At 67.4% G+C, this 17,546-nt stretch carries 17 protein-coding genes and 1 pseudogene; 9 read left to right on the plus strand and 9 right to left on the minus strand.

Features of this window, described 5'->3' with window-relative positions; genetic code table 11:
- Positions 1-257 precede the first annotated feature (257 nt).
- The 3 genes from J8I35_RS04725 to J8I35_RS04735 all read left to right on the plus strand — a co-directional run bounded on the left by J8I35_RS04725 (position 258) and on the right by J8I35_RS04735 (position 2,565).
- Positions 258-1,004, plus strand: coding sequence for an SDR family oxidoreductase (locus tag J8I35_RS04725; protein WP_209924637.1), 747 nt, complete (start codon positions 258-260; stop codon positions 1,002-1,004).
- A gap of 165 nt (positions 1,005-1,169) precedes the next feature.
- Positions 1,170-2,024 (plus strand): DJ-1/PfpI family protein, encoded by an 855-nt coding sequence (locus J8I35_RS04730; RefSeq protein WP_209924638.1) that lies wholly within the window; start codon positions 1,170-1,172, stop codon positions 2,022-2,024.
- Between the two features lie 67 nt (positions 2,025-2,091).
- Positions 2,092-2,565 carry a DUF4440 domain-containing protein gene (locus tag J8I35_RS04735; protein WP_089489051.1) on the plus strand — a complete coding sequence of 158 codons (474 nt, stop codon included), beginning with the start codon at positions 2,092-2,094 and terminating at the stop codon, positions 2,563-2,565.
- A 104-nt stretch (positions 2,566-2,669) separates the two neighbouring features.
- Here the strand turns inward: J8I35_RS04735 and J8I35_RS04740 are convergent, their stop codons facing one another.
- Positions 2,670-3,617, minus strand: coding sequence for a helix-turn-helix domain-containing protein (locus tag J8I35_RS04740; RefSeq protein ID WP_209924639.1), 948 nt, complete (start codon positions 3,615-3,617; stop codon positions 2,670-2,672).
- 161 nt (positions 3,618-3,778) lie between these two features.
- Positions 3,779-4,300, minus strand: coding sequence for a GNAT family N-acetyltransferase (locus tag J8I35_RS04745; RefSeq protein ID WP_209924640.1), 522 nt, complete (start codon positions 4,298-4,300; stop codon positions 3,779-3,781).
- A 359-nt stretch (positions 4,301-4,659) separates the two neighbouring features.
- On the opposite strand from J8I35_RS04745, the gene J8I35_RS04750 reads away from it, so the two are divergent.
- Positions 4,660-5,043, plus strand: a complete 384-nt coding sequence (locus tag J8I35_RS04750; protein ID WP_050014449.1) for a hypothetical protein — start codon at positions 4,660-4,662, stop codon at positions 5,041-5,043.
- A gap of 165 nt (positions 5,044-5,208) precedes the next feature.
- On the opposite strand, the gene J8I35_RS04755 is transcribed toward J8I35_RS04750, so the two are convergent.
- Positions 5,209-6,066 (minus strand): helix-turn-helix transcriptional regulator, encoded by an 858-nt coding sequence (locus J8I35_RS04755; RefSeq protein WP_176015506.1) that lies wholly within the window; start codon positions 6,064-6,066, stop codon positions 5,209-5,211.
- Positions 6,067-6,161: 95 nt separating this feature from the next.
- Here J8I35_RS04755 and J8I35_RS04760 point away from each other — a divergent pair, with 95 nt between their 5' ends.
- Entirely contained in the window at positions 6,162-7,055 is an 894-nt protein-coding gene (locus J8I35_RS04760; protein WP_209924641.1) for an SDR family oxidoreductase, read from the plus strand.
- A gap of 43 nt (positions 7,056-7,098) precedes the next feature.
- Here the strand turns inward: J8I35_RS04760 and J8I35_RS34950 are convergent.
- Both J8I35_RS34950 and J8I35_RS04770 read right to left on the minus strand, forming a co-directional pair.
- Positions 7,099-7,718 (minus strand): annotated as a pseudogene (locus tag J8I35_RS34950) (zinc-binding dehydrogenase).
- Between the two features lie 148 nt (positions 7,719-7,866).
- The gene (locus J8I35_RS04770) at positions 7,867-8,004 is read right to left on the minus strand and encodes a hypothetical protein (RefSeq protein ID WP_209924642.1); all 138 of its coding nucleotides are present in this window, start codon (positions 8,002-8,004) and stop codon (positions 7,867-7,869) included.
- 81 nt (positions 8,005-8,085) lie between these two features.
- Here J8I35_RS04770 and J8I35_RS04775 point away from each other — a divergent pair, with 81 nt between their 5' ends.
- Positions 8,086-11,073 carry an amino acid adenylation domain-containing protein gene (locus J8I35_RS04775; protein ID WP_245170101.1) on the plus strand — a complete coding sequence of 996 codons (2,988 nt, stop codon included), beginning with the start codon at positions 8,086-8,088 and terminating at the stop codon, positions 11,071-11,073.
- Positions 11,074-11,192: 119 nt separating this feature from the next.
- Here the strand turns inward: J8I35_RS04775 and J8I35_RS04780 are convergent, their stop codons facing one another.
- The 3 genes from J8I35_RS04780 to J8I35_RS34540 all read right to left on the minus strand — a co-directional run bounded on the left by J8I35_RS04780 (position 11,193) and on the right by J8I35_RS34540 (position 13,578).
- A complete protein-coding gene (locus J8I35_RS04780; protein WP_209924644.1) occupies positions 11,193-12,572 on the minus strand; it encodes an FAD-containing oxidoreductase in 1,380 nt (459 codons plus the stop codon).
- Positions 12,573-12,758: 186 nt separating this feature from the next.
- Entirely contained in the window at positions 12,759-13,337 is a 579-nt protein-coding gene (locus J8I35_RS04785) for a hypothetical protein (protein WP_209924645.1), read from the minus strand.
- Between the two features lie 46 nt (positions 13,338-13,383).
- Positions 13,384-13,578 carry a hypothetical protein gene (locus J8I35_RS34540; protein ID WP_235356239.1) on the minus strand — a complete coding sequence of 65 codons (195 nt, stop codon included), beginning with the start codon at positions 13,576-13,578 and terminating at the stop codon, positions 13,384-13,386.
- 114 nt (positions 13,579-13,692) lie between these two features.
- Here J8I35_RS34540 and J8I35_RS04795 point away from each other — a divergent pair, with 114 nt between their 5' ends.
- The gene (locus tag J8I35_RS04795; protein ID WP_050014453.1) at positions 13,693-14,331 is read left to right on the plus strand and encodes a LysE family translocator; all 639 of its coding nucleotides are present in this window, start codon (positions 13,693-13,695) and stop codon (positions 14,329-14,331) included.
- A gap of 133 nt (positions 14,332-14,464) precedes the next feature.
- Here the strand turns inward: J8I35_RS04795 and J8I35_RS04800 are convergent, their stop codons facing one another.
- Positions 14,465-14,758 (minus strand): hypothetical protein, encoded by a 294-nt coding sequence (locus tag J8I35_RS04800; protein ID WP_209924646.1) that lies wholly within the window; start codon positions 14,756-14,758, stop codon positions 14,465-14,467.
- Between J8I35_RS04800 and J8I35_RS04805 the strand changes: the two genes are divergently transcribed.
- Positions 14,757-15,551, plus strand: a complete 795-nt coding sequence (locus tag J8I35_RS04805; RefSeq protein WP_209924647.1) for a DUF3348 domain-containing protein — start codon at positions 14,757-14,759, stop codon at positions 15,549-15,551. The two genes, J8I35_RS04800 and J8I35_RS04805, sit on opposite strands and share 2 nt — an antisense overlap.
- 10 nt (positions 15,552-15,561) lie before the next feature.
- Positions 15,562-17,546 (plus strand): DUF802 domain-containing protein (locus J8I35_RS04810; RefSeq protein WP_209924648.1); only part of this gene is annotated, 1,985 nt, incomplete at its 3' end.

Raw genomic sequence — 17,546 nt, forward strand, 5'->3', positions numbered from 1 at the left:
TGCCGTTTCATCGGCTTACTTGAGCAAACCATTCACGTCCGATCGACGCGCGCAGGGTCCAGCGGACCTGCGCGCTTTTGTTTTTTAGCGGCGTCGCTGCGCACCCTGAATGACGTTTTTCGAGGGTTATACGACCTTTGAGCCCTCTACCTCCCGCTCCATACTTCACGTGAACGATCGAGCCGGAACAAGCACGCAACCACCCTCGCGTGTCGCGTATCCGGCCTGGTCACTCACCACATGAAAAGGAACGGAAGATGCGACTCAAGGGTAAATCGGCGCTGATCACGGGCGGCACCAGCGGCATCGGTCTGGCCACCGCGAAGCTGTTCATTGCAGAAGGCGCGCGCGTCGCGGTGACGGGGCGCGACGAGGCCGTATTCGAGCGCGTGAGGGCAGCGCTCGGCGAGCGTGCGGTCGTGCTCAAGGGCGACGTACGGTCGCTCGACGACATGCGCGCGATTGCCGCCGAGGTCGACGAGACGTTCGGCGGCCTGGACGTCGTGTTCGCCAACGCGGGCTGGGCTTTCCCGTCCGCCGTCAACGACATCGACGACACGCTCTACAACGACATCATGGACGTCAACGTCAAGGGCGTGGTGTTCACGCTTCAAGCGGCGCTTCCGTACTTGCGCGAAGGTTCGTCGGTGATCCTCAATACCTCGTTCGTCGATCAGACCGGCAAGCACGGCATCTCGTTGACCGCGGCGGCGAAGGCCGCCTTGCGATCGCTGGCCCGCAGCTGGTCGTACGAATTTCTCGACCGGAAAATCCGGTTCAACGCGATCGCGCCCGGCCCGATCGATACGCCGCTGCTCTCCAGGTGGGGCAAGCCCGACGAATGGGTGCGCGAGCGCAAGGCCGAATTCGCGGCAGCGAATCCGGCGGGCCGCATGGGCACGGCCGACGATATCGCGTACGCGGTGCTTTATCTCGCCAGCGACGAATCGTCGTACGTCGTCGGCACTGAACTGGTCGTCGATGGCGGTGCGTCGCAGCTTTAAGCCGGTGCGTCACGCTTCCCGAGCCCGGCACGCCGTCCCGGCACGCCGTCCCGGCTCATCCCCATCCCGATTTCACGTCCGCCACGCCGTTCGCGGTGGCGGTTATTCGATCCGGCCCGGCGGGGTTGCACTCGCCCATGGGCCGAAGTGCAAGGAGCAATCATCTTGACCGACAGTAGCGATAACCATGTGTCCGCCGGACAACTCACGCGGGCAGGCCGTTCGCGCCGCGATGTCCTGAAGTTCGGCAGCGCCGCCACGCTCGGCGCCGTGCTGGGCAGCGGCGCGTTGCTCGGGCACGCGACGCCTGCGCCGGCGCAAACGAGCCGCGCAGGGCTGCTCGCGCCGAACGCGCCGCTCGACATCCTGATCGTCAACTACGACGGCGGCACGCTGCTCGACTTCGCGGGCCCCAGCGAGATTTTCCACCGGCTGCCGAATACGAACGTTCGCTACGCGAGCCTCGATGGCGGCAACGTGACGCTCGAATTCGGCGTCGTGTACGGCAAGACCGAACGGCTGGCCGATATCGACCAGACCGACGTGATCCTCGTGCCGGGCGGCTCCGATTTGTCGGCGCCGATGCGGCCGGCGTATCAGGCGCAGATCCGGCGTCTCGCGGAAAGCGCGAAACACGTGACGTCGGTGTGCAACGGCTCGCTCGTGCTCGCCGCGACGGGCGTGCTCAACGGCAAGCGCAGCGCGTGCCATTGGGCGTTCGTCAACAAGCTGGCCGAATACGGCGCGATTCCCGTTCCCGATCGCTTCGTCGAAGACGACAATGGCCGCTTCATGAGCGGCGGCGGCGTGACGGCGGGCATCGACTTCGCGCTGCGCGTGGCGTCGAAGCTGCGCGGCCGGCAGGCGGCCGAGTACACGCAGCTCGTCGTCGAATACGATCCCGACCCGCCGTTCCACGCCGGTCATCCGAGAGATGTACGACCCGAACTCGTCGCGTTGGTCGACAAGAAGCTGCCCGGCGCATCAAAGGGACTCGCACGCGTTCCCGGCGTCCGCTGACACGTTTGCCGGCGACGCGTGCAGCGTCGCCGCCTCTTCAATTCAAACCCGATTCGGAAATCATTCGATGCGACAGATTCATCTTTGTACGGCTGCGCTTGCAGCGTGCGTGTCCTTTTTTGCATTCACGGCGCCGGCTGTCGCCGGTGGTGCGCAACGCCTGCCCGAAGCGGCCATCAAGGCCGAAAACGCGCGATGGGCGGATGCCTTTGCGCGAGGCGACTACGACGCGATCGGCCGCCTCTATACCGACGACGGCACGCTCTTGCCGCCGGGGGGCGACAAAGTCACCGGGCACCGCGCGATCACCGACTACTTCATCAACGGATATGCGGGATCGAAGCCCGGCACCGTATCGTTCAGCAACTATGAGTTCTACGGTAACGACCGGGTCGTGACGGAGGTATCGGATGCGGAGGTTCGCGATCACGACGGAAAGCTCAAGGTCCGCGCGAAGCAGACGCTCGTCTTCCTGAAGCAGGGCGGCACGTGGAAGCTGCATCGCGACATGTGGAACGCTTATCCGCCCGTCAAGGATTGACGACGGTTATCGACGTCCGGAGAAACGGCGCGTTGTGTACCCACGCGCCACTCACCCGTTGGCAAGACGTCAACCACGCGGCGCGCCGATCGGCAGGCGGTCGATCAGCGCGCTGCCTTCGACCTGCTCTCGCGTCGAACCGCTTGCGGCGGGTGTCCGAGCAGCTTGATGAAGGCTCGGCGCATCCGTTCCGGATCGGTGAAGCCGACCGCCAGCGCAATCTGCTCGATCGGTTCGCTGCCGCCCTGCAGGCGCAGCCTCGCGGCTTCGACGCGCAAGCGCTCGACGGCCCTCGCGGGTGTTTCACCGGTTTCCCGGCGAAAGGCGCGCCCGAACTGCCGCACACTCAAGCTCGCCGTATCGGCGAGCCGCTCGACCGGCAACGCCTCGGCAAGATGTTCGCGTGCGAAATTCAGCGCGATGCGGATGCGATCCGATTCCGGCTCCATCTGCGACATCGCGGAGAACTGCGACTGCCCGCCGGGCCGACGATACGGAACAACCAGCAGCCGCGAGACCTCGCGCGCAATCTCCGTGCTCATGTCGCGTTCGATCATGCCGAGCGCGAGATCGATGCCGGACGCGATGCCCGCCGACGTCCAGACGCGGCCGTCCACGACATAGATACTGTCGCCGTCGACCCGCGTGCGAGGGAAGCGCGACTGCAATTGCGCGGCGTAGCGCCAGTGCGTGGCCGCTCTCAACCCGTCGAGCGAGCCGGTTTCTGCAAGCAGAAATGCGCCCGTACACACGCTGGCGACGCGCGACGCCTTGGCGGCCAGTTTGCTGGCCGCGGCGATATTGTCCGATGTCTGCATCGGCGCGATATCGCCGCCGACGAACACGACGGTGTCGAACGCACGCCTTCCGACCGGCTTCGTGTCGATCGAAAGGCCGGTATTGCCGGGAATCGGGCCGCCGGACGGCGAGATGACGTGAAGATCGTAGGGCGTGTGGCCGGCGGCCGTGGCGACTTGATTGAAGGCCGACAATGGGCCGCCAAGATCGAGCGCATCATAGCCGCGGCAAACGAAGAATCCAATTCGATGCATGACGAAGCAATTGATCGATAACCCCGGAATGGCGGATTTTACCGGGGGCCCCTCGAATTGTGTCGTTTGACGCGAAACGAGGGAAAAACGTCGTTTACGCCGTCATCGATCAACTGTATTCGTTTGCGTCGCATCGATGCGATGCCGACAGAAAGCGACGTTCAGCGACGATAGATGAACTCCAGATCGGTCGATTCGCCGACCTTGAAATCGTATGTACCGACACGCTTGAAGCCTGCCTTCTCATAGAACGCGATGGCCTTCGCATTGCCCGACCACACGCCCAGCCATACCGGGCCGGGACGCGTCGCGGCGAGATACGCTAGCGCGGCGTCGAACAACGCGCGTCCGGTGCCGGTGCCCTGCGTGCCGCGGCGCAGGTAGATCTGATGGATCTCGCCCGAACTGTCCGCCACTTCCGGATGCGGCAGCTTGCACGGCCCAGCATGCGCATACCCGACCAGCGTGCCGTCGTCGCCTTCCGCGACCCACGTGCGGCACTGCGGGTCGCCGAGCTGCCCGGTGATCGCGGCCACCGAGTAGGTACGGGCTTCGTACTCGGCCAGATCGTCCGGCGGGTAGTCGATGCCGAATCCGTCCTGCAGAAAGGTTTCGCGAAACGTATCGCGCTTCAATTCGGCAAGCGGGACGGCATCGGCCAGGGTCGCAACGCGGATCAACATTGAGCTTTTCTCGGTTCGGTGTCGGGCCGTCAGTTTATCGCGGGCGATGTCGAACAGACGCGTCGTCACGTGCTAACCGGCGACCTTGCAGTCGGACGCGCGACGATCTCGTTCATGGGGAGATTCGCAGGTTGCGCGATCGCTTCCGGTTCGAGCGCGATGCTGCGCATGGTCGCGCAGTCGGCTTCACGATTCGGCGGGAAAGCGCCGATTTTGCAGCGCAGCGAAACGCGGCGACGCTTACCCCTGCCGCGCACGCGTAACCAGCCGAAACCGCCGGTGCGGCAATCATGCGGATGCCGATGGTTGACCGCCGTCGGACATGCTAGGATTTCCGTCAAACAACTCCGGAGACTGCGATGCCGTTCATCTGCGAAAACGTCGAATGTCGTGCCGTGCTGGCTCGCGGACAGGTCAGGCACCATCAGGAGGGGGCGGGCTGGTGCTTCTACTGCCCGGACTGCAATACCCGAAACGAGTTGATGAATGTCGGCACGGTCAGCGGCCCCGTCGAGCTGGTTCAGCCGGAGCGGGCCAGCCCACCGCACAGGGTCGTCGCGACGGCCCGACCGCTGGATGACGGCCGATACGCGGCGCAATTGAGCGTCCAGCGGGCGCTCGCCGTGAAAGGCACCTACGCGGCCGAAGAGCACTGGGATCAGCTCGGCGTATTCGGCGACGCGCAGGAAGCCGTCGCGCATGCGAAGTCTTTCGCGACGGATTTGCTGCAGCGCGTGGCATAGTCGGCAGTTTCCGTGAACGAACAAGGGGCGTCGCGCCTTCGTGCGCGGCGCCCCTTTGCGATTTCCGCGCGCGTTCGTCAGTGGTCGATATCGAACGAGAAGGATGGCTTCCCGATCCGCTGAGCGTGCCGCTCTGAATCCGGCGTGCGAGAAAGCCGCGTAAGGTCACGCAGCCGGCGCCTGCACCGCGCGTGCCTGTTCGCGGGCCGCGACGAGTTCCCGGATCCGCGCACGGTCGGCCGGCGTGACCGGCGTGAAGATCACGAGGCTCAGGTCCGGGCTGCCGGTGACCGAGAACGCCGAGTATTCAAGCGCGATCCGGCCGGCTTGCGGATGGCGAATCTCCTTCGTGCCTTCGTCGTGCGTACGGATATCGTGGTCGCGCCACATCGCATCGAATTCGGCGCTCGTCGCGCGCATCTCGTCGACGAACGCCTGCACGCTCTGCGTCGCGCCGCTGCGCGCGACGTCCGCACGAAACGCGCCGACCGCGAACCGCGCGACGCGCTCCCAGTTGGGCTGCGCGTAACGGACACCCGCGTCGACGAAGATCAGCCGCAGGATGTTGCGCGCGGCCGGCGGCAGCGTCGCATAGTCGGTGAGCGTCGCGGCCGCCGCGTCATTCCACGCGGCGACGTCCCACGTCGCCGTGCGGACGATCGCGGGGCTCGCGTCGAGCGAATCGAGCACGTGCTGCAGGCGCGGCGTCACGCTGGCCGGCGCGTGATAGCGCACTTCGGGCGGATGGCCGACGCCGAGCAGGAACAGGTGTTCGCGTTCGGCGTCGTTGAGCATCAGCGCGCGGGCGAGCCGGTCGAGCACGTCGGCCGACGGTGCGCCGCCGCGGCCCTGTTCGAGCCACGTGTACCACGCGGCGCTCACGTGCGCGCGCTGCGCGACTTCCTCGCGCCGCAGGCCCGGCGTGCGGCGGCGCGTGGCCGGCAGCCCGAGCGCGGTCGGGTCGAGCTTCTCGCGGCGGTCCCGCAGGTACGCGCCGAGCAGGTTGTCGGAGGCGTCAGCCATATCCTGTTAGTTCGTTTACCAGTAAACCGTCACGGCTTCACCGCGAGCGGCCATCGACCGATAGTAAGCCTCCATTTCATCCGGAGGTGCTGAACATGCGTGTCTTTGTTACGGGAGCGTCGGGATTCGTCGGCTCGGCCGTCGTCGCCGAACTCGTGGCCGCCGGGCACTCGGTGCTCGGGCTCGCGCGGTCCGATGCGGCCGCGGCAGCGGTTGCCGCAGCCGGCGCGGACGTCCATCGCGGGTCGCTGGAAGATCTCGACAGCCTGACGCGCGGCGCCGAAGCCGCCGACGCGGTGATCCACACGGGATTCAATCACGATTTCTCGCGCTTCGCGCAGAACTGCGAACTCGACCGCCGCGCGATCGACACGATCGGTGCGGTGCTCGCCGGCTCGGCGCGGCCGCTGGTCGTCACGTCGGGCCTCGCGCTCGTCGCGCCCGGTCGCGCGGCGACCGAGGACGATCCGCACGTGCCGGTGTCGGACCACTATCCGCGTGCGTCCGAAGCGACCGCGGTCGCGCTCGAGGCGCGCGGCGTGCACGCGTCGGTCGTCCGCCTGCCGCCGTCCGTGCATGGCGACGGCGATCACGCGTTCGTGCCGCGCCTGATTGCGTTCGCGCGGGAGAAGGGCGTATCGGCGTTCATCGGCGACGGCGCGAACCGCTGGCCAGCCGTGCACCGGCTCGACGCCGCGCGCGTGTACCGGCTCGCGATCGAACGCGGCGCGGCCGGTGCGCGCTATCACGCGGTCGACGATACGGGCGTGCCGTTCCGCGAGATCGCCGAGGTAATCGGCCGGCGGCTGAACGTGCCGGTCGTCGCGATGTCGGCCGAGCAAGCCGGCGAACACTTCGGCTGGTTCGCGATGTTCGCGGGAATGGACGCGCCGGCCACCAGCGAGCGCACGCGGGCCTCGCTCGACTGGGCGCCGACGCAGCCGCGGCTGCTGGCCGATATCGACCGGCCGCGGTATTTCGAAAGCTGACGGACGGCGCGCGGCGCTCACGATGTGCGGGCCAGACTGCGGCTCAGACCGTGACGACGATCTTCCCGACCCGCGCGCCGGCTTCCATGTAGCGGTGCGCATCCGCGATGTCGTCGAACGCGAACGTGCGATCGATCCGCGGCGTCAGCGTGCCGGCCGCGAGCCCGGCGATCGCCGCCTGCCCGACGCGGCGCCGATCAGCACCGCATCACCGCGCCCGAGCTGGCCGAGTTCGATCAGCGCGCCGTAGGCCGTGACGAACATCATCCGCGTCGCGGCCGCCTCCTCGAACGACAGGCATCTGCGGATGCTTGACCGCCGCTCGCGCGGGCACGTTGACCACCTCGCCGTACATCCCGTAGTCGGCGAACGAGAAAGCCGGCACGACGCTCACCGCATCGCCTTCGGCGAACGCCGTCACGTTTCGGCCGACCACCGCGACGATGCCCGATGCCCGATGCCCGATGCCTCGTAGCCGAGCGATGCCGGGCAGCGCGGCATGAACGTGTATTCGCCGCTTCGGAACATGACTTCCGCGCGGTTGAGGCCGATCGCCTTCACGCGCAGCTGGATGTCGTCGAGGCCCGGCGCGGGCACGTCGATGGTGTCGATCTGCAGGACTTCGGGGCCGCCGATACGGTGGAAACGAACGATGCGGGTCATGAAGCGCCCCTTCGATGAACGGGTGTCGATGAACACGCATCGTAAGCGGGGGCTCGCGCCGGATAAACGCGCGGTCGGATCATTGATTGTTATTTGACCAATAACAATTGGCATCACCGGCCGCCGTGGCCTGGCGATGTTCGATGCACTACGCTGGTTTGGCGACCGGTATCGGGACGCTCGGCACGTCGTCGAATGCTGCTTCGAATGCATCAAACGCCGCCATCGTTTCGCCGCGCGTGACGACAGGGTGCGTGCCACGACGCATGGCGCTGACGACGTTCATTCAACATTGCTTTTCAAGCGTGCCGCTCTATATTGAGAGCGGTTCGTGTCGATGCGACGAATAAAGAGGATGACTACGCAAATGAACATACTCGAAAAATTTCGGATGCATGCGGCGCGCGGTGCCGATACGCCGGCCGTGATTTCCGAGCACGGCAGCATGAGTTACCGGGAACTGGACGGTCGGAGCGATGCGGTGGCCGCTGCGTTGCGCGCGCGGGGAATCGGAAGCGGCAGCCTGGTGCCGATCGAGGCGTCGCGCAACGCCGAGTTCATCGTCGGCATCCTCGGCATCCTGAAGGCCGGTGCAACCTACGTGCCGATCGACGAGCGCTATCCGGACGCCCGCAAGCGCTACATCCTGCAGCAATGCAATGCGACGCTGGTGCTGACTGCCCGCGCGACGTCGAGCGATGCGGCAATGGCATTCGTCAGCGTGGCGGATCTGTCCGCGCGATGGCCGGACCGCGACGACGTGCCGGCGGCCCCGCCGGACGATGCACGGGGCGGTGCGATCTACGTGATCTTCACGTCCGGTTCCACCGGCGCGCCGAAAGGCGTGATCGTCGAACATGCGGCCGTCGCGGCGCTCGTCGACTGGCACAACGCGCGTTTCGACGTGAATGCGCAAAGCCGCGCGACGCTGATGGCCGGGCTCGGCTTCGACGTATCGCAGTGGGAAATCTGGTCGGCGCTCTGCGCGGGCGCGACGCTGTTCCTGCCGAATGAAGAAACGCGGCTCGATGCCGACGCACTCGTGGCGTTCTTCGTCCGTCACGGGATCACGCACGCGTACGTGCCGACCGTGATGGTGGCCGACGTGGTGGGTGTCGGCCAGCCGGCGGGCCTGAAGCTGCGGTATCTGTTCACGGCCGGTGAAAAGCTGGGCCCGATCGATACCGACGCGATCGGTTATACGGTGGTCGATTACTACGGGCCGACCGAAGCGACGATCTTCGCGACGTGCCACGTCGTGCCGAGCGCGACGCTCGGCCGCCCTGCGTCGATCGGGCGGCCGATCGGCGATGCGGAGATCCTGATCCTGAACGATGCCGGAGAACCGGTGACGGGCGACGACGTGGGCGAGATCTGCATCGGCGGGCCCGGCCTCGCGCGCGGCTATCTGGGCAATCCCGCGTTGACCCGCGACAAGTTCCGCCCGCATCCGCGGCAACCGGATCGGATCGTCTATCACACGGGCGATCTGGGGCGCTGGCTGAACGACGGCTCGATCCAGTTCCTCGGGCGTCTGGACGATCAGGTCAAGATTCGCGGCAACCTGGTCGAACTGAGCGAAATCCAGGCCGCGCTCGCGGGCTCCGGCGAGGTCCGCCATGCAGTGGTGCTGGCATTGCCCAACCGGGCAGGAACCGGAATGGAGCTGGTCGCGTTCGTGGTGCCGCGCGATGGCGCGATGCCGCGCGAGCGTGTCGTCGACGCGCTGAAGGCCCGTGTCCGGCACACGCTGCCCGATTACATGTGGCCGGTCGGCCATGTGCTGCTCGACGCGATGCCGGTGACGGCGAACGGCAAGACCGACCGCGCCGCGCTTGAACGACGTTACCGCGACGAACCACGCGGCCCGAGCGAGCACGAGCCGTACACGGCCGCCGAACGGATCGTCGCGGATGCCTTCGTCGCGTTGATCGGCCATGCATCGTTTCGCAAGACCGACCGTTTCTTCGACATCGGCGGCAATTCGCTGCTGACCGCGAAACTCGCGCGGGCGCTGTCGGACGCGGCCGGGACGAAGATGCTGATCCGGGACGTCTACGAGCACCAGACGGTGCAGGCGCTCGCCGGCGAGATCGAGCGGCGGGCCGCCACGGCGCTCGCGGTCGAACGCGAGCCAGTGTATACGCTGGAGAACGACATCCGCGTGCCGGAAGAGGCGGATTTCAGCGGCCCGTTCGACGATGCGCTGCTGGCGAAGCCGCGCACGATGCTGCTGACGGGCGCCACGGGGTTCGTCGGCGTGCATCTGCTGGCCGAACTGCTCGCGACGACATCGGCGGTCGTGCATTGCCTGGTGCGCGCGACGGACGCCGCGGCCGGGTGGGCGCGGATCGACGAGAAACTGCGCGCGTACGACGTGAGCCTGGGGCCGGACGAGCGCGCTCGCATTCGCATATGGGCGGGCGACTTCACGCAGGTGCGCTTCGGCATGGACGAGCACGACTACGCGGTGCTCGCGGACGAAATCGACATCGTTTACCACTCCGCCAGCGCGGTCAACTTCATCCAGCCGTATTGCTACATGAAGAAGATCAACGTGGACGGCCTCCAGCAGATCCTCGCCTTTGCCGGATGCCGGCGGACGAAGGCGCTGATCCTGCTGTCGACGATCTCGGTGTACAGCTGGGGGCACCGCTTCACCGGCAAGACCGTGATGACCGAGGCGGACGACATCGATCAGAACCTGCCGGCCGTGCTCGAAGACATCGGCTATACGCGTAGCAAATGGGTGATGGAAAAAACGGCCGACCAGGCCGCGCAGCGCGGGCTGCCGCTGATGACTTTCCGGCTCGGCTACGCGACGTTTCATGGCGAGACCGGCGTGAGCGCGGATTACCAATGGTGGGGGCGGCTGGTGAAGACGTGCATTGCGCTCGGCACCGTGCCCGACCTGCACGACCTGCGCGAAGGGCTGACGAGCGTGGACTACATGACGAAGGCGATCGCGCGGATTTCGCGTAATCCGGCCGCGCTGGGGCACAAGTTCAACCTGATCAACTCGCCCGAGACCGACGTCACGCTGAAGGAGTTCTTCTCGCGGCTCGAACGATACTTCGGGCTGCGGTTTCGGGTGGTGCCGTTCCGCGAATGGGTCGATTCGTGGAAGACGGATATCGACGCACCGCTCTATCCGCTGCTGAGCCTGTTCGACGACAACATTCGCGACGGCATGAGCACGGCCGAGCTGTATCAGGGCAATTACGCGTGGGACTGCCGCAACGCGATCCAATTTCTCGAAGGCAGCGGCATCGAGCAGCCGGCGTTTTCGCGCGAGCAACTGGCGCGGTACATGGAGCGCTCGATCGGCTATCGGGTCGCCGGCCATGCCGGATAACGTCGTGCGAACAGCTCGGTCAGCCAGTCGATGGACGCGCGCACGCATGGCGCTCCCGAGTCACGGGGCGGCGGCCATCTTCGCACACGGCAGGCGCGCGGCCGCCCGCCTGCCGTGCGTCACTCGACCGGATGCAGGTCCTGCAGCAGCGTCGGCAGCAGCTCCGACACGGTCGGATGGATATGCATCGCACGGCTGATCGTCGTGTACGGCGCGCCGGCGGCCATCACGTCGAGAATCCCGTGCACGACCTCGTCGCCGGTCACGCCCAGGATCGACGCGCCGAGAATCGCGTGGTTGTCCCCGTCGACGATTACCTTCATGAAGCCCTGGCTCTCGCCTTTCTCGACCGCCCGGCCGACGCGCGTCATCGGGCGCGTGCCGACCAGCAGCCGGCGGCCCGTCTGCTTCGCTTCCGCGAGCGTCATGCCGACGCGGCCGAGCGGCGGATCGATGTACATCGCATAGGCCATGATGCGGTCGGACACCTTGCGCGGATCGTCGTCGAGCAGGTTCGCCGCGACGATCTCGTAGTCGTTGTACGCGGTGTGCGTGAACGCGCCGCGCCCGTTGCAGTCGCCGAGCGCCCAGACGCCGGGCACGTTCGTGCGCAACTGCTCGTCGACGGTGATGTAGCCGCGCGCGTCGGTGTCGATGCCCGCGCGGTCGAGCCCCAGATCGTCGGTGTTCGGCACGCGCCCGACCGCGAGCAGCAGGTGCGAGCCCGCGACCTCGCGGCCGCCGCCCGCGCAGTCGAGGCCGACGACGATGCCGTCGCCGTCGCGGCGCGCGCTCAGGCAGTTCGCGTCGAGCTGCACGTCGATTCCTTCCTTTTCGAGGATCTCGCGCACGGCCTGCGACACGTCTTCGTCCTCGCGGCGAATCAGGCGCGAACCCTTCTCGACGATCGTGACCTTCGAGCCGAAGCGGCGGTACATCTGGCCGAATTCGAGCCCGACGTAGCTGCCGCCGACGATCACGAGATGGTCGGGCAGGAAGTCGACGTCCATCATCGTCGAGTTGGTCAGGTACGGCACCGAGTCGAGGCCCGGCATCGCGGGCACCTGCGCGCGTCCGCCGACGTTGATGAAGATCCGTTCGGCTTCGAGCACGTCATCGCCCACGCGCACCGCGTTCGCGCGTTCGAAGCGGGCATGACCCTGAAAGACGGTCGCGTGGTCGAGGCCGCGCACCCATTGCTCGACGCCGTGGTTCGAGCGGCCCGAGATCTGGTCCTTGCGCGCCTTCACCGCTTTCATGTCGACGGTGACGGGGCCGCCGACCGACACGCCGTATTCGCTGGCGCGCCGTGCGAGCTGCGCGGCGTACGCGCTCGCGATCAGCGTCTTGGTCGGGATGCAGCCGGTGTTCACGCAGGTGCCGCCGAAGCGACCGCGCTCGACGATCGCGACTTTCATGCCGGCGCCGGCCAGCCGTGCGGCGAGCGGCGGCCCGGCCTGGCCGGTGCCGATGACGATCGCATCGAAGTGTTGCGTCATGACGTCCTCCTGTGCGGGGGCAACGAGGAAAGGGGCAGGCGCAAGCCGCATGCCGTGCCGGCGGTCGCGCGGGCGACGAGCGCCTATGGTAGACCTGTTGGCCGGGGGCCGCGAGCAGCAGGCGGGCGATGCGGCGCGTCGCATTGAAAAACGGCGCCGCCGCGGGCGTGGATGCGTACCGGGAGGCTAGTCCTTGCGTTTCCACTGCCCGAACGACACCGGCCGGTGCGCGTCGGCGCGCGTGACGGTGACGTGGTCGGGCTTGTCGTCGAGCGGAAACGATTCGGTGACGATCTGGCTCGAAAACAGCCAGCCGTGCGTGCGCGGGTCGTAGCGGAACGTGATGTAGTCGGTCCAGTGCTGGCCGCACGCGACGGAGTTCTGCACGGTGAAATAGCGGCCTTTCGCCGACAAGCCATTGTCGGCCGCGTCTTCAGGATCGAAAGGGTCGCACTGGCCGCCTTCGTTCGCGCGCAGTACGACCTGGTCGTTGCGGGCGGCGAGCCGGTAGGTGTGGTCGGCCTGTTCCTCGTAGATCAGCAGCGGGCGCGGCGACGGCTGCTCGCGCGTATCGATCGCGCGATGCACGACGACGAGAAAGCTGTGCCGCCCGTTGTCGAGATCGGGGCCGGCGTGCGCGATCAGCGGTTGGTAGCCGGCCGGCAGTTGCGCGGCGATCGACTTCGGCAGGGTGTCGGCGTGGACGCCGAACGAGAGGGCGGCGAGTAGCGGTAGCAGCAGGGCGGAAAGGCGAAGAGCGCGCATGGCGGGCGGTTTGATCGAAAGGATGAAGGGGATGAGCCGCGCGGCGTTACAGATTGCGCCCGGGAAACTCGGCGCCAGACGCCGGATTTCGGCGCGCATCGTCCTGGAATTCGACGCTGGCGGTCGGGCCCACGACGTACTCGCGAAAGATCGCTTCGACGGCGGCGGCACCGTCGGGATAGCGGGCGACGCGGATCTCGATCATGGGGCGGCGCGGGATGACGGGAAAGAGGGCCAGCATAGCAGCGCACCGCCGCTTTCGGCCAGGCGCGAAGCGTGCCAGAATCGACGGCTAGACCGTCGGAAACGACACGCAGGCGCCGGCGCAGCGGCGTCGCTGACCAAGGAGACTTCGATGACCGCATCGGCTGCCGTACTCGCCATCCTGGCTGCGCTGTTCCTCGGCGCGATGATTCCGGGCCCGAGCTTCGTGCTGGTGGCGCGCAATTCGATCGGGCTGTCGCGTCGCGACGGGCTGGCCACCGCGCTCGGCATGGGGATCGGCGGCATCGTGTTCGGCGGCGTCGCGCTGGCCGGGCTCTACACGCTCCTGCAGGCCGTCGAATGGCTGTATGTGGGCCTCAAGGTCGCGGGCGGCATGTACCTGATCTACATGGCGTCGAAGATCTGGCGCGGCGCCGACCGGCCGATCGCGATGGACGATCCGCAGGCAATGGCGGGCGGCAGCGCGCGCAAGTCGTTCTGGACCGGCCTCACGACCCAGCTCAGCAACCCGAAGACGGCGATCTGGTACGGCAGCATCTTCGCGGCGCTGCTCCCGCAGCATCCGCCGCTGTGGTGCTACCTCGTGCTGCCGCCGCTCGTGTTCGCGGTCGAATTCGGCTGGTACACGCTCGTCGCGCTGTGCTTCTCGACGCGCCGGCCGCGCGAACTCTACCTGCGCGCGAAGAAATGGGTCGATCGCATCGCGGCCGGCGCGATCACGCTGCTCGGGCTGCGGCTGATCCTGAATGCGCCGAAAGCGGGGATCTGAACGCTTCTTTATCGGCACGTGGCGGCGACCGGCCATGGCCGGCGCCGGTTAGCGGCGGGAATCGGCCGGCCCGCCCGGGCCGCTCGCCCCGGCGCGCGTCGGCATCCCGAATTCCAAGATTACCGATTCATCGTTAGGCCATGGTCACGCGTGGCTTGCGGAACGCCCGCACCCGTCGCGGCGGCTCGGCCCGTTCATCATTCATGCCGGGCTGGCACGCCACACACAACGCATGACTTCCCGATGGCGCGGCCGCTCGCCGGCCGCCGCCGACCGTGTTTCTCGCCCTCACCACCGCCCGCCGAGCCTTGCCCCACGGGCGTTCCCGTGTGTCGCCCAGCACGCCGAACCGCGCCGCTTCCCCGATTCTGGCGGTCGAGCGTCCGACGACGTGTAAACTGCTGCCTTTTTTGACGGTTTGCAGCATGGTGCAAGCATCTCCGCGCCCGGCGTTGAGCGGTCCGACGCTCGTCCGGCTGCTCGCGCGCCTGGCCGATGCCGACGTCGCGGAATCCCGGCAGACGCTGTCCGACCGGCTGAGCCAGTGGCTCGGCTGGACCGACGCGATCACGCTGTCGTCCGCGCTGAATGCGAGCCCGCCGGGCGTCGCGGCCGGCGTGCGCGGCTACGACGCCGAGCGCGACTGCGCGCGCGTGCGCCACGACCTCGCGCAGGCGATCACGGCCACCAACCGGCCGCGGGCGCGGCGCCGGCCCGGCGACTTGCCGCCGCCGGCCGCCGACACGGCCGATTTCGCGGACTTTCGCCAACGGTATCTGACCCTGCAGCAGGACATGGAAACGGCGATCGGCCAATTGCGCGGCCGCCTGCGGGTCGCGCTCGCCGCGCGCTCGTCCGGAATGGCGCGGCTCGCGACGCTCGACACGATCATGGAGCGCGTGCTCGGCGCGCGCGAGCGCAGCCTGCTGTCGGCCGTGCCCGCGCTGCTCGGCACGCGCTTCGCGCGGCTGCGCGACGCGGAGCGGCAGGCGCTGGCCGAGGCTGACGCCGTGGCCGCGGCCCCCGCTGCGCCCGACGCCGCCGACGCGTCCGCTCCGGCCGATGAAGGCGCGGTGGCCGACACCCCGACCGTCGCGGCGATCGTGCCCGGCGCATGGCTCGATACGTTTCGCGACGAGATGCAAAGCATCCTGCTTGCCGAACTCGAAGTCCGGTTTCAAACGGTAGACGGGCTGCTCGCGGCCCTTCGCACCTGCTAATCAACACGCTATGTCCAGAATTCGCCTTGATCTCGTTGTCTTCGTCGCCGGTCTGCTCGCAGTGGGCTGGATCGGTGCCGGCTATGTCGCGTCGAACCCGCTGGCGGCGGCCGTCACGCTGCTGATCGGCGCGTGCTACGTCGCCGGCGCATGGGAGCTGCTGCGCTTCCGGCAGGCGACCGCCACGCTGTCGCGCGCGGTGGCCGGTCTGACCGAGCCGCCGGCGAAGCTCGACACGTGGCTCGACACGCTGCATCCGGGCCTGCGCGGCGCGGTGCGCGCACGGGTCGAAGGCGCGCGCGTCGCGCTGCCGGGGCCGGCGCTCACGCCTTACCTCGTCGGCCTGCTGGTGCTGCTCGGCATGCTCGGCACGCTGCTCGGGATGGTCGTCACGCTGAAGGGCACGGGCGCCGCGCTCGAAAGCGCGACCGATCTCGATGCGATCCGCGCGTCGCTGATCGCGCCGGTGAAGGGGCTCGGGTTTGCATTCGGCACGTCGATCGCCGGCGTCGCGACGTCCGCGATGCTCGGGCTGTTGTCCGCGCTCGTGCGCCGCGAACGGATCGACGCGGCCCAGCAGCTCGACGCGAAGATCGCGACGACGCTGCGCGTGCATTCGTCCGCACATCAGCGCGACGAATCGTTCCGGCTGCTGCAGCGCCAGGCCGACGTGATGCCGGCGCTGGTCGACCGGTTGCAGACGATGATGACGACGCTCGAGGCGCGCAGCGTCGCGTTGCACGATCGTCAGCTCGAAAGCCAGCAGGCGTTTTTTGACCGAACCGAGCGTGCCTATGCGGGCTTGGCGTCGAACGTCGGCGACGCGCTGAAGGAAAGCGCCGCCGAAAGCGCGCGGGTGGCCGGCGCCGCGTTGCAGCCGGTCGTCGCCGCGACGATGACGGGGCTCGCGCAGGAGATGGCCGCGCTGCGCGATACCGTGACGGGCGCGGTGCAGCGCCAGCTCGACGGGCTGACCGAAGGCTTCGAGAAGACCACCGGCCACGTGACGGCTGTCTGGAACCGTGCGATCGACGAACAACGTCAGGCGGGCAACGCCGTCGCGCAGCAGTTGCAGACGACGCTCGGCCAGTTCACCGACACGTTCGCACAGCGTTCGTCGGATCTGCTCGACGGCGTCGCGATGCGTCTCGAATCGACCGAAGGCCGCCTGTCGGACGCATGGCGCGACGCGCTGGCGCGCCAGGAGCAGGTCGGCGAGACGCTGGCCGGCCAGCATGCGCGCGCGCTGGGTGAGGCCGCCGCGACGTTCGAACGCCATTCGGCCGCGACGCTCGCCGCGATGCAGGAGTCGCATGCCGGCTTGCAATCGCAACTGGCGGCACGTGACGAAGAACGTCTGTCCGCGTGGAACGATTCGCTGGCTGCGATGGCCGCGAAGCTCGGCGAAGAATGGCAGCGTGCGGGCGCGCATAGCGCGGGCCGTCAGCAGGAAATCTGCGACGCGCTTGCACAAACGACGCGTGACCTTGCTGCACAGGCGTCGACGTTCGAACAACGCTCGAACGACCTGCTGTCGACGATTCGCGAGTCGCACACCGGTCTGCAATCGCAACTGGCCGCACGTGACGAAGAACGTCTGTCGGCATGGAACGATTCGCTCGCCGTGATGGCCGAAAAGCTCGGCGAAGAATGGCAGCGCGCAGGCGTGCACAGCGCGGGCCGTCAGCAGGAAATCTGCGACGCACTCGCGCAAACGACGCGCGATCTCGCCGCACAGGCGTCGACGTTCGAACAACGCTCGAACGATTTGCTGTCGACGATTCGCGATTCGCATACGGGCCTGCAATCGCAACTGGCGGCACGCGACGAAGAACGTCTGTCGGCATGGAACGATTCGCTCGCCGCGATGGCCGCAAAGCTCGGCGAAGAATGGCAGCGCGCAGGCGTGCACAGCGCCGGCCGTCAGCAGGAAATCTGCGACGCACTCGCGCAAACGACGCGCGATCTCGCCGCACAGGCGTCGACGTTCGAACA

The organism is Burkholderia sp. CpTa8-5 (assembly GCF_017815045.1).
Taxonomy (GTDB): Bacteria; Pseudomonadota; Gammaproteobacteria; order Burkholderiales; family Burkholderiaceae; genus Burkholderia; species Burkholderia sola.

Bases quoted from the DNA above. Each gene is read 5' to 3' on its own strand.
- J8I35_RS04725 (WP_209924637.1), top strand. From the start codon at position 258: ATGCGACTCAAGGGTAAATCGGCGCTGATCACGGGCGGCACCAGCGGC.
- J8I35_RS04735 (WP_089489051.1), top strand. From the start codon at position 2,092: ATGCGACAGATTCATCTTTGTACGGCTGCGCTTGCAGCGTGCGTGTCC.
- J8I35_RS04740 (WP_209924639.1), bottom strand. From the start codon at position 3,617: ATGCATCGAATTGGATTCTTCGTTTGCCGCGGCTATGATGCGCTCGAT.
- J8I35_RS04745 (WP_209924640.1), bottom strand. From the start codon at position 4,300: ATGTTGATCCGCGTTGCGACCCTGGCCGATGCCGTCCCGCTTGCCGAA.
- J8I35_RS04750 (WP_050014449.1), top strand. From the start codon at position 4,660: ATGCCGTTCATCTGCGAAAACGTCGAATGTCGTGCCGTGCTGGCTCGC.
- J8I35_RS04755 (WP_176015506.1), bottom strand. From the start codon at position 6,066: ATGGCTGACGCCTCCGACAACCTGCTCGGCGCGTACCTGCGGGACCGC.
- J8I35_RS04760 (WP_209924641.1), top strand. From the start codon at position 6,162: ATGCGTGTCTTTGTTACGGGAGCGTCGGGATTCGTCGGCTCGGCCGTC.
- J8I35_RS04770 (WP_209924642.1), bottom strand. From the start codon at position 8,004: ATGAACGTCGTCAGCGCCATGCGTCGTGGCACGCACCCTGTCGTCACG.
- J8I35_RS04775 (WP_245170101.1), top strand. From the start codon at position 8,086: ATGAACATACTCGAAAAATTTCGGATGCATGCGGCGCGCGGTGCCGAT.
- J8I35_RS04780 (WP_209924644.1), bottom strand. From the start codon at position 12,572: ATGACGCAACACTTCGATGCGATCGTCATCGGCACCGGCCAGGCCGGG.
- J8I35_RS04785 (WP_209924645.1), bottom strand. From the start codon at position 13,337: ATGCGCGCTCTTCGCCTTTCCGCCCTGCTGCTACCGCTACTCGCCGCC.
- J8I35_RS34540 (WP_235356239.1), bottom strand. From the start codon at position 13,578: ATGCTGGCCCTCTTTCCCGTCATCCCGCGCCGCCCCATGATCGAGATC.
- J8I35_RS04795 (WP_050014453.1), top strand. From the start codon at position 13,693: ATGACCGCATCGGCTGCCGTACTCGCCATCCTGGCTGCGCTGTTCCTC.
- J8I35_RS04805 (WP_209924647.1), top strand. From the start codon at position 14,757: ATGGTGCAAGCATCTCCGCGCCCGGCGTTGAGCGGTCCGACGCTCGTC.
- J8I35_RS04800 (WP_209924646.1), bottom strand. From the start codon at position 14,758: ATGCTGCAAACCGTCAAAAAAGGCAGCAGTTTACACGTCGTCGGACGC.